The sequence below is a fragment of the Niabella pedocola genome (genome assembly GCF_021044425.1).
GTDB classification, from domain to species: Bacteria; Bacteroidota; Bacteroidia; order Chitinophagales; family Chitinophagaceae; genus Niabella; species Niabella pedocola.
On record NZ_JAJNEC010000005.1, the window covers coordinates 2552578 to 2567098 of the forward strand.

At 46.0% G+C, this 14521-nt stretch carries 14 protein-coding genes; 12 read left to right on the plus strand and 2 right to left on the minus strand.

Translation table 11 applies throughout. From position 1 onward, the window contains the following. Positions 1–31 precede the first annotated feature (31 nt). The 9 genes from LQ567_RS18010 (at position 32) to LQ567_RS18050 (ending at position 8787) form a co-directional block, all read left to right on the plus strand. Positions 32–688: a c-type cytochrome gene (locus LQ567_RS18010; RefSeq protein WP_231006893.1), complete on the plus strand. Its 657-nt coding sequence runs from the start codon at positions 32–34 to the stop codon at positions 686–688. Positions 689–723: 35 nt separating this feature from the next. Further along, positions 724–1962 carry a quinol:cytochrome C oxidoreductase gene (locus tag LQ567_RS18015; RefSeq protein WP_231006894.1) on the plus strand — a complete coding sequence of 413 codons (1239 nt, stop codon included), beginning with the start codon at positions 724–726 and terminating at the stop codon, positions 1960–1962. A gap of 56 nt (positions 1963–2018) precedes the next feature. Continuing rightward, positions 2019–3140 carry a cytochrome c oxidase subunit II gene (locus LQ567_RS18020; RefSeq protein WP_231006895.1) on the plus strand — a complete coding sequence of 374 codons (1122 nt, stop codon included), beginning with the start codon at positions 2019–2021 and terminating at the stop codon, positions 3138–3140. 44 nt (positions 3141–3184) lie between these two features. Continuing rightward, positions 3185–4990, plus strand: a complete 1806-nt coding sequence (locus tag LQ567_RS18025; protein ID WP_231006896.1) for a cytochrome c oxidase subunit I — start codon at positions 3185–3187, stop codon at positions 4988–4990. A 71-nt stretch (positions 4991–5061) separates the two neighbouring features. Further along, complete coding sequence (gene cyoE / locus LQ567_RS18030; protein ID WP_231006897.1) at positions 5062–5961, plus strand: heme o synthase; 900 nt, start codon at positions 5062–5064, stop codon at positions 5959–5961. Between the two features lie 34 nt (positions 5962–5995). Further along, positions 5996–6571, plus strand: coding sequence for a cytochrome c oxidase subunit 3 (locus LQ567_RS18035; protein WP_231006898.1), 576 nt, complete (start codon positions 5996–5998; stop codon positions 6569–6571). 30 nt (positions 6572–6601) lie between these two features. After that, complete coding sequence (locus LQ567_RS18040) at positions 6602–7474, plus strand: cytochrome c oxidase subunit 3 (RefSeq protein ID WP_231006899.1); 873 nt, start codon at positions 6602–6604, stop codon at positions 7472–7474. An 83-nt stretch (positions 7475–7557) separates the two neighbouring features. Next, positions 7558–8052: a cytochrome C oxidase subunit IV family protein gene (locus LQ567_RS18045; protein ID WP_231006900.1), complete on the plus strand. Its 495-nt coding sequence runs from the start codon at positions 7558–7560 to the stop codon at positions 8050–8052. 132 nt (positions 8053–8184) lie between these two features. Then, on the plus strand, positions 8185–8787 hold the full coding sequence (locus tag LQ567_RS18050) for a DUF3267 domain-containing protein (protein WP_231006901.1): 603 nt from the start codon (positions 8185–8187) through the stop codon (positions 8785–8787). Between the two features lie 63 nt (positions 8788–8850). Here the strand turns inward: LQ567_RS18050 and LQ567_RS18055 are convergent, their stop codons facing one another. Continuing rightward, positions 8851–9411, minus strand: coding sequence for a CopD family protein (locus LQ567_RS18055; protein WP_231006902.1), 561 nt, complete (start codon positions 9409–9411; stop codon positions 8851–8853). A gap of 398 nt (positions 9412–9809) precedes the next feature. Here LQ567_RS18055 and LQ567_RS18060 point away from each other — a divergent pair, with 398 nt between their 5' ends. The 3 genes from LQ567_RS18060 to LQ567_RS18070 are packed head-to-tail and all read left to right on the plus strand — an operon-like array spanning position 9810 to position 13334. Beyond that, positions 9810–11972, plus strand: coding sequence for an ATP-binding protein (locus tag LQ567_RS18060; protein WP_231006903.1), 2163 nt, complete (start codon positions 9810–9812; stop codon positions 11970–11972). Between the two features lie 18 nt (positions 11973–11990). After that, positions 11991–12416, plus strand: a complete 426-nt coding sequence (locus LQ567_RS18065; RefSeq protein ID WP_231006904.1) for a hypothetical protein — start codon at positions 11991–11993, stop codon at positions 12414–12416. Between the two features lie 6 nt (positions 12417–12422). Then, positions 12423–13334, plus strand: coding sequence for a hypothetical protein (locus tag LQ567_RS18070; RefSeq protein WP_231006905.1), 912 nt, complete (start codon positions 12423–12425; stop codon positions 13332–13334). A 10-nt stretch (positions 13335–13344) separates the two neighbouring features. Here LQ567_RS18070 and hemH read toward each other — a convergent pair whose 3' ends face one another. Then, complete coding sequence (gene hemH / locus LQ567_RS18075; protein WP_262909627.1) at positions 13345–14370, minus strand: ferrochelatase; 1026 nt, start codon at positions 14368–14370, stop codon at positions 13345–13347. Positions 14371–14521: the final 151 nt, after the last annotated feature.

Consider the following 14521-nt stretch of genomic DNA (forward strand, 5'->3'; position numbering starts at 1 on the left):
TAACAAATAACTTAAAAGAATAAAAGGAAACATGAATAAATATATAGTTATAGCAACGGTGGCTTTTAGCGCGATAGCGGCTGGTTGCGGAGCAGATAGTAACCCCGGTCATTCATATATGCCGGACATGACCTATAGCAGGGCTTATGAAACCTATGCTTCCACTGCCGATCTGGAAAAAGAAGGTGTTTTTTACAATCGCAAACCGGTGCCGGGTACGGTAGCAAGAGGAGAGGATGCGGAATTTGCGTTTAACCTGCCGCATGATTCGATAGGATATGCCCAGTCTGCAGGATTAAAAAATCCCCTGGATTCTACCAGCGCTAAAATTGATATGAAAGAAGCAGAGCGCTTATACCTGGTAAACTGCGGCATCTGCCACGGTGCCAAACTGGATGGTAACGGCCCGCTGTTCAACGGGGGTGACGGTCCTTATACCGCAGCTCCGAAGGATTTTATGGCCGCGGATATGAAAGCGCTTCCTGCCGGTACTATGTTTTATTCTGTTACGTATGGCAAAGGGCAGATGGGAAGTTATGCTTCCCAGCTGAGTCCTAAACAAAGATGGGAGATCATCAAGTTTATCAAGTCCAAGCAGGGCGTTGGTGCTGCAGCTCCGGGAGCCGCTACTGATAGCACTAAAACAGCCACAGCAGCAGTGGCAGCAGATGCTACAGCAAAAAAATAATAACTAATTCACAGAACTATTAATATAAGATTCGAATGTCAACGTCAACTACGGAAAAATTCATACCTGCAAAAAGATATAACACGATAGCGTTCGCGTTAATGGTGGTCGGTGTCATCGCAGCTATTTCCCTGTTTGTGACAACTGGAGGCGAGGGGGATCACGATAATCGTGCGCGCTTTTGGGCCAGTTTGCTCCAGAACAGCGTATACTTCCTGCTGGTGGTAAATGCGGCCATGTTTTTTATGTGTGCTACTACCCTGGCCTGGGGTGGATGGCAGATCGCCTTTACCCGTGTTACCGAAGCGATTGCCTCCTGTGTACCGGTAATTGGTGTGATTGCACTGGTGATTTTGCTGGCGTTGTGCTTTGGAGATCATCATACTATTTATCACTGGACAGATGCCGAACATGTAGCACACGATCCGGTATTGGAGCATAAAAGCGGCTTCTTAAGCAAAGGCTTTTTTGCTACCGTTACCATTCTTACCGTAGTATTATGGTCGTTCCTGGGATGGAAAATGCGCCAGATGTCGCTGAAAACAGATGAAGGCGAAGTGGTAAGCACGCTGGAGAAAAGAAAGAAATTTGTTTGGAACAACACCGTAATGGCGGCACTGTACATCGTGGTATTTGCATTAACCGTAATGTCTTCTGTTCCCTGGTTGTGGATCATGAGTATTGATGCACACTGGTACAGTACCATGTTCAGCTGGTATAACTTCGCCAGTACGTTTGTTGCTGGTTTGTCGCTGATTGCATTGTACGTGGTTTTCTTAAAGAACAATGGCTACCTGCCCCTGGTAAATAAAGAACACCTGCACGATCTGGGTAAATTCATTTTTGCCTTTTCGATCTTCTGGACCTATTTGTGGTTTGCCCAGTTCATGCTGATCTGGTATGCAAACATTCCCGAAGAAACCGTATACTTTAAGCCAAGAGCAGAAGGTATTTACAGCGCTATTTTCTGGATGATGCTGATCATCAACTTTGTGGCCCCCATCCTGATCTTCATGAGCCGGGACTCTAAAAGAAACTATACCATTGTTACAATTGTATCGGTGCTGGTTATTTTCGGGCACTGGCTGGATTTCTTCCAGATGGTATTCCCTGCCGTATCGCCCACTAAAGTGCCGATGATCCTGTTTGATATGGGAATTGGTCTGGGCTTTATCGGTATCATCATGTTTGTGACCGGTAGAACCTTAAGCAAACATGCTTTAACAGCGCGGAACCATCCGTTTGTAAAAGAAGCAGTGATTCACCATACTTAATCCGGAAAACAGAAATTTAAATATAGTAGTTGAAATAAATATTAGAACAACATCGTATGCAAAACTTTTTAATATTCGCCATTTTAATATTAGGTTTTATTATAACCTTTCAGATTGCAAGGGCAAGCGAATTTGTTTCTGTGATCCGGGGGGAAGAAAAAACCAGGAAACAAACCAATAAGATCAATGCCGCCCTGTTGCTGGTATTTCTGATCGTTGGATTGTTTGGGGTGTATTGGGCGCACCATACACTTGGCGATAAAATTTTGAAATTAGGTAGTTCGGCTTCGGATCACGGGATCCTGGTAGACCGGATGCTGAAATACACCATCATTACTACCGGTCTGGTATTCTTTGGAACGCAGATCCTGCTGTTCTGGTATTCTTTTAAATACCAGGAGTCGGACAAACGTACCGTGTACTATTTCCCGCATAACAATAAATTGGAGTTGTTGTGGACGGTGGTGCCTGCGATCGTATTAACGATCCTGATCGGTTTTGGTATTGTTTACTGGTACCGTATTACAGGGGCTGCACCGGAAAATGCCATGCAGATAGAGGTTACCGGTAGCCAGTTCAAATGGGAGTTCCGTTACCCGGGTAAGGACGGTGTTTTTGGAAAAAAATATTATAAGAACATTGACGAGGTACACGACAATCCTTTAGGACAGATCTGGGAGGATGCGGCTAACCATGATGATGTGTATGTAAGTGGCCAGATGCACCTGGTTGTAGGAAAGCCGGTGAGGCTGATCATCGGTGCTAAAGATGTGATACACAGTGTGGGACTTCCGCATTTCCGCTTAAAAATGGATGCGGTTCCGGGCACACCTACTACCTTGTGGTTTACGCCGATAAAAACCACGAAGGACATGATTAAAGAAACCGGAAACAGTAAATTTGTATACGAATTGGCCTGCGACCAGATGTGCGGTGCAGGGCATACAGGGATGAGGGGTGAAATCATTGTGGAAACGCAGGAGGAATTTGATCAGTGGATGGCTTCCCAGAAGCCCAAGTATGTACAAATGAAAGAAGCTGCGGCTCCCGCAGCACCGGCTGCTGGCGCAACGGCTTCCAAAGATTCCACTGCGGCACCGGCTGCAACAGATTCAGTTAAAGCAGTAACAGCTGACACAGCAACTGCAGTAAAGAAAGATTCAGCGGGCAAGAAGTAATTTTTTTGATAAAGAAAGATAGGTCAGTTTTTTAAACGTTAATTATGAGCGATACTTTACATATTCAGCATGGGGTTGCGAGTCATGGTCATTCCGGAGAGCCACATGTTCATCATCACAAGGAAACATTCATATCGAAGTATATCTTCAGTATGGATCACAAGATGATTGCCAAGCAATTTCTTGTAACAGGTATTATCTGGGCAATTATCGGCGGTTTATTCTCGGTACTGTTTCGTTTACAACTGGGTTTTCCTGATCAGTCTTTCCCCATCCTGGAAACCTTTTTCGGTCGCTGGGCCGAGGGTGGAAAGATCAAACCCGAATTTTATTATGCGCTGACCACCATGCACGGAACCGTGCTGATCTTCTTTGTATTAACAGCCGGATTGAGCGGAACCTTTGCCAACCTGCTGATTCCTTTACAGGTTGGTGCACGGGATATGGCGTCTCCGTTTATGAACATGCTGTCTTACTGGATGTTCTTTGCCGCCAGCATTGTAATGTTATCTTCTTTATTCACCCAAACAGGTCCTGCTGCAGGTGGCTGGACGGTATATCCGCCGTTAAGTGCGTTGGGACTGGCTTCGCAGGGTTCTAAAAGTGGTATGGATCTCTGGATCATTGCCATGACCCTGTTTGTAGCATCACAGCTGCTGGGTGGTTTGAACTATATTTCTACCATTTTGAACATGCGTACCAAGGGTATGTCGATGACACGCTTGCCGCTGACCATCTGGGCGCTGTTATTTACCGCCATCCTGGGCGTGCTGTCCTTCCCCGTACTGTTGTCTGGTCTGGTGCTGCTGATGTTCGACCGTCACCTGGGTACCAGCTTCTACCTCAGCGATATTTTTGTAGCAGGTCAGGCCCTGCCCAATGAAGGTGGTAGCGCCATTCTGTACCAGCACTTGTTCTGGTTCCTGGGGCACCCTGAGGTATATATCATTATTATGCCAACGATGGGACTGGCCTCCGAAATCCTGGCCATCAATTCCCGTAAGCCGATCTTTGGTTACATGGCCATGATCGCTTCGCTGATGGCGATCTGCGTACTGGCCTTCCTGGTATGGGCGCACCACATGTTTGTAACGGGTATGAATCCCTTCCTCGGATCGGTATTCGTATTGCTCACCCTGCTGATCGCGATCCCGTCTGCTATTAAAGTGTTTAACTGGATCACCACCATCTGGAGAGGTAATATCCGGTTCACCCCGGGCATGCTCTTCGCCATTGGTTTTGTAAGCATCTTTATCTCCGGTGGTCTTACCGGTATCTTCCTGGGTAACTCAACCATCGATATTCACCTGCATGACACCATGTTTGTGATCGCGCACTTCCATATTGTAATGGGAGTATCGGCCTTCTTCGGAATGTTTGCGGGTATTTATCACTGGTTCCCCAAAATGTTCGGGCGGTATATGAACAATACATTGGGTTATATCCACTTCTGGGTAACCATCGTTTGTGCCTACCTGATCTTCTGGCCCATGCACTACCAGGGATTTGCCGGGATGCCCAGACGTTACCTGGATAAGAGCAGCTGGGTAAGCTTTGGTCAGTTCCACAGCCTGGATGCCATGATCACTGTGGTAACCATCATCGTGTTTGCGGTACAGCTGATGTTCGTTTTCAACTATTTCTATTCGATGTATAAAGGAAGAAGGGTTCGTACACAGAATCCATGGGATGCCACTACCCTGGAGTGGACCACTCCTATTCATCCCGGACATGGTAACTGGGACGGAGAGATTCCTGAGGTACACCGTTGGGCATACGATTATGGTAAAGACGGAAGAGATTTTATTCCGCAAACCGAACCGGTTGGTGAGAATGAAAGCTCACATTAGAGGCGAATGGTGAGTAGTCAATAGGGAGTGCCATTGACCTTAACCATTGCCTATTGACTAAATATATAAAATTGAAAAAAGCAGCAGAGGGTGGAGTGAAGGATTTCCTCCAGTTGATGAAGCCCTCACTAAGTATAATGGTGGTTTTCAGCAGTGTGATCAGTTACCTGCTGGTACCGGATGTGATGTATGATTGGTGGAGGATCGTTTTGCTCTTTGTAGGTGGATTGCTGGTAACAGGTAGTGCCAACACCATCAACCAGGTTGTAGAAAGGGATACAGATGCGCAAATGAAACGGACGGCAAAACGTCCGATTGCGGCCGGGCGGTTAACACCCGAGCAGGGCTGGGGATTTGCCATTTTCAGCGGCGCGGTAGGAATCTTTATTTTAGGGTATTACTTTAACTGGACCGCAGGAGCACTGGCGGCGTTTAGCCTCTTCCTGTATGCCTTTGTATATACGCCTTTAAAAAAAGTAAACTCTGTAGCCGTTTTGGTAGGAGCGTTTCCCGGGGCGTTTCCCTGTTTGATCGGTTGGGTGGCCGGCTTTGTTCCCGGTCAGCAGATCAACTGGTTGGGTGGTATTGTGTTGTTTGGGATCCAGTTCCTGTGGCAGTTTCCCCATTTTTGGGCCATTGCCTGGGTAGCACATAAGGACTACAGCAGTGTGGGTTTTAAATTGCTGCCCAGCGATAAGGGACCAACCCGGTTTACAGCCTTGCAAACAGTGGTGTATTCATTGTTGATGCTGCCCATTACCGTTGCGCCCTTTTTTGTTGGGATCTGCGAGTATGGAACTGTAAAAGGCATGATCGGAGCCGTGTTGATCATTGCGGCAAATCTTTTCCTCATTGGAAGGTCCGTGACACTTTATAATAAAATGGATGTGCCTTCAGCAAGAAAAGTGATGTTTGGAAGTTATATTCATCTGCCGGTGGTTTTGCTGGCGCTTTTACTGGCGAAAGCCTGATTATTGACAGACCATTATTGATAAGAAATTATATATGAACACAAGTATCGTGAGTGAACAGCAACATAGAAAACTGCATCCGCATAAGTTTGCGCTGTGGGTGGCTATTGCAAGTATACTGATGATGTTTGCCGGGCTCACCAGTGCGTTTATCGTAAAAAGCAATCAGGCCGGTTGGAGAACCTTTGTATTACCCGGTATTTTCTGGGTATCTACGGTACTCATACTGGCAAGCAGTCTTACGATGCTGATGGCCATAAAAGCTTTCAAGAGCCGGGGAATGCGGCAGTACCGTGGATTACTGGGCATCACCTTCCTGCTGGGAGCCGCTTTTGTGATCTGCCAGGTGATCGGTTTTAACCAGCTCTGGAACAGCAATGTTCAGTTTAAAGGGGCTTCAGGTGCCGGACAGTTCTTTTACGCCATTGCCGGTTTACATGCGGTGCACGTGATTGGCGGGGTGATTGCGCTGCTGGTGATCTTTTTAAAGTCGATTGCAGGAAAAACAAAATCCTATGATGCCGTGCCCGTTGAAGTAATGGGAATGTACTGGCATTTTGTGGATCTGCTTTGGCTCTATTTAATGATATTTTTCATAATTCTGGGATAAACAACTTTTACAAAATTGATCGAATCAAATATGGAACAGACAGTAACACATAATACCAAGTGGTGGAGCGGGGGAAAGAGTCCGTTTAACATAGAGTATGGGAAGATAATGATGTGGTATTTCCTGCTGAGTGACTCTTTTACGTTCGGAGCCTTCCTCATCTCATTGGGTACCGTACGTTTTGGACTGAACTACTGGCCGGAGCCCAGCATTGTGTTTAATACATTTCCTTTTGCGGGACATGCAAACCTGCCGCTGGCATTTGTGAGTGTAATGACCTTTGTGCTGATCATCAGTTCCGTTACCATGGTGCTGGCGGTGCATGCAGGCCATAACCGCGATAGAAAGGGAGTGGAAAAATACCTCCTGCTTACCATTATCGGAGGGTTGATCTTCTTAAGTTGCCAGGCCTGGGAGTGGACGCACCTTTTAACCGCTAAGAATCCCGTTCTAGTGGGTGACCATATCGAGGTAATGGCACAGCGGAATGGCTTTAACCCCTGGGGTGAGATCGTACTGCCACAGGATGTAGCACCGGCGCTGGCAAAAACTTCACCGGAAACGCTGGCTACGCTGGTACATGAGCAACATCTTTCTCATGCAAGTCATGCCGAGTTGCTGCAAACGCCCAAAGATCAGCTGATTCAGTTACTTTCCAATAGTGAAATGGTGGTGCGTAAACCCGGACCTGCTGCCTTTGGCGGATTCTTCTACGGCATTACCGGTTTCCATGGTTTCCACGTATCGGTTGGGGTGATCCTGCTGATCATTATGCTGATCCAGACAAAAATGGGGGTATATGATCGCAGAGGCCATTACCTGATGATCGAAAAGATCGGTTTGTACTGGCACTTTGTAGACCTGGTTTGGGTATTTGTATTCCTTTGTTTTTATCTGGTATAAATACCGCCCGATTCCTTCCGGAAGCGGGGGAAGCTAGAATCGACTTTGTATTTTGGAATTTGATATTTGAAATTTAAGAAATTATGTCACAACATTACGATCCAACAAAAGATATATCACCGTCTGCAGCCTACCCGGAAGTAAGCTTTGCGCATCATACAGACGATGCTACCTTTAAACACCGGGTTAAGAAAACAACCCTTATTCTCACTATTCTGACCATTGCCGAGTTGGCCCTCGGGTTTACGATTTATGCCCTGCACAAAGGAGAACCCAGTCATACTGCGCTGCTTTTGATAAAAGGAGTCGTTTGTATCTTAACACTGGCAAAAGCATATTACATTGTTTCCGTGTTCATGCACCTTGGCGATGAGATCCGCAACTTTATCATGACCATCGTGGTTCCGTTGCTGCTGTTCATCTGGTTTATTATCGCGTTCCTGGCGGATGGTCATTCTTACAAGAATATGCGGAACAAGTACGATCGTTATTTCAAGGAGAGCACAACACCTTCCGGTCACCCGGTAATTCCTTCTGATGCACATAAATTCAGCAACCAGAAGGGGCAAAGACAATAAAATAGAAATTGTTTATACATACAGAAGGACCGCTATCTGGCGGTCCTTTGTTGTTGGTGGCCATGTGGTAGAAAACGGAACAAACTATAGGCCGGCCTGTTCACAAAGACCGCATTTTCAAATAAAACGGATATGACTGAAGATACCGGGGATACATATCAAAAGGAGCTGCTGATTATCGATTTGCAAAAAGCCAACCGGTATGCGTTTTTAACACTGTTGACAGCGGTGATTGCATTCGGTGTACCATATTATGCGATCTGGACCGAACAATTTACTGCAGCACATATAAAAGGAACGTTCCGGCAACTTACAACCCGGTATTCATACCTGCTGGGCATGATACCGCTGCTGGTGATTGGAGCAGGCATTGTGTTACATGAGCTCATCCACGGGCTTACCTGGTCGTTGTTTGCGCGCAATGGACACCGGTCTATGAGATATGGCATTCTGCGCAAATATGCAACGCCCTATTGCCATTGCAAAGAACCGCTGCAGGTGCGCCATTATGTACTGGGAGCCCTGATGCCTGCAATAATATTGGGGATACTGCCGGCAATAGCGGCTGTTATCACCGGTAATTTTTACCTGTTGGTAACGGGTATTTTTTTTATTATGGCCGCTACCGGCGATTTCATGATCATTCATTTATTGCGCAATGAGAAACGGGGCGACCAGGTATTGGATCATCCCAGTGAGGCCGGCTGTTATATTTACAGGAACGTCGAATGTTAGGAACCGCACCCGGAACAAGATATATATACGCACTTGTAAAAGAAAACAATCAAAAGCGGGTCCTTAACCCGAACGTTTTTTTGTCCGTACACGTTTATAAATACGGATGGCCAGCATCAGGATAAAGATCAGCAGGATCATGCCTACCAGGCCCCATATCACACTGATTTCTTTTTTTACCACCACCAGCATTACGATGGCAACAAGGAAGATGGTCGCCACCTCGTTCCACATGCGCAACTGGTCAGAACTGTATTTGTAAATACCCGCCATCTGTTGTTTAAAGATCCGGTGCAATGAATAGTGATAGGCGTACAGGAACAGCACCAGGATCAGTTTGAGTAAAAGCCAGAACCCCTCTGGTTTCAATAACAACGAACCCCATGGGCCGCTAAGAAGTACCGAAAGTCCCATAATGAGCGTAATAATTGCGGAGGGCCAGGTAATCCCATACCAAAGTGGCTTCATCATTTTAGCAAACTGGCGGTGTAAGAGATCCTGTGCCGGTTGCGGCTGTTCATTGGCCTCCACATTATAAATAAATAAACGCGGCATATAGAAGAGACCTGCGAACCAGGTAACCACAAAAATGATATGAACTGCTTTTAGGTATAAGTAAGCCAATGGAAATATATTTTAAGGATACAAATCCGCTTTTTAAACGACTAAGATACCAGCTTTCTGTATACCGGGAAACAGTTTTACCAAAAATGACGCTTTTTTTGCAGGGTGGTTCCGGAAATGCCTTCTAACGCAGGGAAACGCAATGCCTTTGATATCAGTCAGATACCTCCGTATATTCCGCTAAATACGACCGGTAATGAGGGTATGGCTTGTAAACCAGCCCGCAACTGCAACTGGAAATACCTGCCTTCTTTTTGAATTAGAATGAGAATATATATAATTTTGGACTCCCGAATTAAGAACGTACCATTGGGAAGTGAGGACGTCGCAGGCAGATGCTTATCCTGTGACCTTTAGTAAAATCAGTGCCTGGCACTTAAATAATATTATATGTAATTATGCAAAAAAGAAACTATAACTATTTTTTGCTTATTTTCTTTGCTTTTTTACTCGTTGCCAGCATCATCTTCACGCAAACACTTACTGATAAAGCTACACAGGCGCTGCAAAAAGGAAACATCGAGGCGGTTGAAACCTTTAAAACCAGCAATGAAATGCAACACCTGGTGAACATGTCGTTCACATTGCAATCCAGGTTCAGTCAGATTAGCGCTGTTACCCGGGCCGATTCTTCAGACGTACTGGGCGACTCCCTTACTTTGTTTGGATACAACGCCAATATTCTTAATGAAGCCATTGGACGAAAAGGGCATATACCCAACCTGAAAAGCCTGATGGATGCCGTTAATGCTCAGTTGAATTTATCCTATGCCGTTTTAGACGCCCGTCAGCAGAACGACGCACGACTGCTGAACAACCTCACGGATTCTCTCCGGAAATCAAAACCCGGGGAAGATGTATACCGTTATGGGGTATTGGTTGAAAAGTTCCTGGAGAACCAGTTACAACAAACACTGGTTACCAACTCAACACATGCCAGCCAGCTTTCGGCTTATAACCGGGTATTATCCATCGCCGCAGTTATTGTTGTACTCATCTTTACAACCATTATTGTGATCCGGCAGTGGCAGCAGCTGGTACTCATAAAGGAACTGCGCCTGGCTAGGGAGGCTGCTGTCAAAAGCAAAAATGCCAAGGACGATTTCCTGGCAAATATGAGCCATGAACTGCGAACGCCGTTAAACTCACTCATTGGTTTTGGCAACCTGTTATCCGATACGCCCCTCAGCAATACTCAAAAGGAATATACCAATACGATCATCTCCAACGGGTATAACCTCCTGCATATTGTAAATGATATCCTGGACTTTTCTTCTATTGAGGCGGGCAAGCTGCGCATCAAACGCATTCCTTTCAATCTCCCGGAATTGTTTGAAGACCTGAAACGCATGTTTTCGGCGCTTGTAAATGAAAAGAAATTAACTTACCACTGGGATATTGATCCGCAAACCCCCGAGTTTATAAAAGGAGATCCGGAACGGCTGAAGCAAGTACTGGTCAACCTGATCAATAACGCTATTAAGTTTACATCCTATGGTGGCGTACACATTCATGTGGCCCAATTGCCATTTGAAAAAGAGGATGCATATAAACTGGTGTTTAGTGTAAAAGACACCGGTGAAGGCATTCCAAAGGAAAAAGTGGATCTTATTTTCGATCGTTTTGAACAGCTGGAACAAATGACCACCCGTCAGCATGGCGGTACCGGCCTTGGGTTAAGCATCGTAAAAAGCCTGGTTGAAAATATGGGTGGAACGGTTTCGGTAAACAGCGAAATCGGGCTGGGCTCTAAATTTACGTTTACCGCAGTTTTTGAAAAAGTAACCGATGCTCCCGTTGTAACCGATAAAAAAGCCGGCAAGCCAAGCGCTGATTTTTCCGGGCATACCGCATTGGTGGTAGAAGACAATGCGGCAAACCGGGTGTTGCTTAAACACCTGCTGAGGAAATACCAGCTGCATATAGAGGTAGCTGAAAATGGCCTGGAAGCCCTGGAGCGGATACAGACCAAACATTATGATCTGATCCTGATGGACATTCAGATGCCGCATATGAATGGCTACAAAGCCATCTCCATCATCCGGGAAGAGCTGCACATTCACACGCCGGCTATTGCCATGACAGCCTATGTTATGGAAAATGAGATCAAGCGGTGCTTTGCTGCCGGGTTTAATGACTATATCTCAAAACCTATTGAGGAACCCGATATTATTAGCAAAATCTTAAAATGGATGCCGCTGCGGTCCGATGTGGTACGGCCTGCAGCGGCAGCAGATGCAGCCAGCGGGATGGAATTTTTTATAGAACTGGTTGGAGGCGATGAAACCGTTATGAATGAATTGCTGGTAGAGATACAAAAGCAGTGGGCACTTGATAAAGATGCCCTGCGCGCAGCTGCTGCCACAGGCAATGCTCATGAGGTGGCCCGTATCCTGCACCGCATCAAATCTACATTTTCGGCGTTTGGTCCCAACCATCCCATTTTGGAATTGTTAAAGAAACACACGATAACGGCAAACAGCGGTGCCGAAACGATGATTCGGGAATGTGAAGCGTTCATCCTCCAGATAGATAAAGCAGGCGCTGCATTTATATCATAAAAAAAGAACTCTAATGTAATGGCACTTCAGCAACGCATAAAAGATACGTTAACGCAGGGCCGGCTGCACAAGACCATATTGTCGATGCTGCTGGGATTATGGGGCGTTTCCATTGTGCTAATCCTTGGGTTGGTAATCAGCTGGCGGCTTCAGGAAAATTCAGAACGCAGCGCCGATGTATACCAGCATCCTTCTTTGGATGAAATGCTGTTGTCGTTTAGCGAATTAAAACTGGGTAACAATACCACGCTGATCAATTTACAGTTAAAGGAAATTGCACAGATATCCCAGAAAAAAAGCAATACTGATACAACGAATAAAGAAATAATAGCGGATTACCGGAAGAAAATTTACGACCGGATGCTGGAAGAAAAAATTAAGACCCGGCAACCGCGGCAACCGCTGAAACAAGAAGGCTTTACCATTAAGCCGGTACCTCAATAATTGACTATGAAGTTTTATCCCTTTGTTCTCACCCTGCTGATGTTGTTATCCTGTGGTTCGCAAAAGCAGCTGACAACCGCCAGAGCCACCAGTGAAAAAACCAAGAAAATGGTAAATACGGAATCTGATAAACTGGATTCTATAAAAATGATACTGGACGTTAAAGCGGGCAACCATACGATCGACAGTGTTTTAAATAATGATGTGCAGCGGATCCTCGATAAGCTTAACGGACGCCTGAACAGTGCCCAGGAACTGGCTTTGATTATGGATATGGCCACCAAAAGCCGGGCCACATTTAAAAAGGGGATCAATTCCTCTGATATCCTGGCCAAGCTGATCATACTGGATTCCTTCAACACCTCGCAAAAACGGCGTGAAGAAGTGTACCGGATGTTAAAGGAATCGGTAAGTACTGCCAAGTACCAGATGTTTCATTATGCGGCGTTCTTTGATCCGGGCGTATACCGGATCCCGGAGTCGGCCATGCCTTCCATCCGTTCGCATTTTACGCCCATCATCGATTCGTTGTCCTATCTTTCAAATAAATATGCCGGTATCGCGCGCGAAGCCCGTATTGTATTTGTTGGCTATTCAGATTCCACACCCGTGGCCCGGAGCGGGCAGCTTTATAAAGAGCTTACTGGGATCCTCAACGATGACAATCCGCCTCAAAAACTGATGAACCAGTTGTTATCGGATCTGCGGGCCAAAGAAATGGTGCGCAATATGAAAATCGTGCTGGGCAGCAATACCGAAAAATTCAGAAATTTTAACACGCTTAAAGTGGGATATGTAGCCTACGGAAAAGGAGAAGAATATCCCTCACCAAAGATCACTGATTACAAATCCACGGATGAACGCCGGCGCATTGTACTGAGTTACTGGACGGTACTACCGCAACTGGAAGATCTGTAAAACTTAAACCTTACTGTTCGATGGTTTCTTTCACCAGTTGCAGTACGGTATCCACCCAAAGTTCGCTGGTGTTCATACAGGGAATATACGTGTAACGTTCCCCGCCGTTTTCGATAAATTCTTCCTTGCCGCGCATTTCAATCTCTTCCAGCGTTTCAAGGCAATCGCTCACAAATGAGGGGCATACCACCACCAGCTTCTTAACCTGCTCTTTCGGAAGCTCCGGCAGGCGCACCTGCGTGTTGGGCAGCAGCCAGGGATCGCGTCCCAGTCGGCTTTGATAGCTTTGCTGCCATTGATCTTTACGCAATCCCAGTTTTTTAGCTACCAATTCACTGGTAATGGTTACCTGGTGCCGGTAGCAGGTGGGGTGGGAGGGACTCGATTTGAAGCAGCAGTTTTCAACCTGCATACAGTGCTTTTTGGTAGGATCGCTCTTCAGTATATGTCGTTCCGGTATGCCGTGATAGCTGAATAACAGCTGGTCAAAATCTTCCTGCAGGTACGGCCGCATACTTTCGGCCAGTGCATTGATATAGGAAGGATGTTTATAAAAAGGGGGAACCACTTTTAACGTAAAAGCATAATTCCTTTTTTTGTGAGCGTCTTTCATGTGTTCCACCGCCGTTTCAAAACTGCTCATAGCGTAATGCGGATATAAAGGCACCAGGATCACTTCTTCCACATCCGGCATGCGCTTCAACATTGCGTCATAAGCAGCCTCCGGCGTGGGCGTTCCATAACGCATGGAAAGCTCAACCGGAAGGTCGGTCTTTTTTTGAACGGCTTCCTGCAGCTGTTTTGATAATACAATCAGCGGTGAGCCATCTTCCCACCAGATCGCTTTGTAGGCTTCTGCTGATTTTGGGGCCCTGAACGGTACAATAATGCCCTTGATAAGCAGGAACCGTAACAGCCAGGGCTTATCAATTACCCGTTTATCCATCAGAAATTCATCCAGGTACCGTTTTACATCTTTTACTTCAGTGGAATCCGGGGATCCCAGATTCATTAATATTACTCCTGTTTTACGCATCTCTTTGTAGTATAAATTAGGATCCCTTTTGCAACCATCGTTACAGGAAAGGACCCGGTTTTGCACGCGCGGTGCAAAAGTATAACAACCGGCAAAGATACAGGTTACAGCAAGACAATCATACTGTCTGCGATAATGAAAAATCATGATA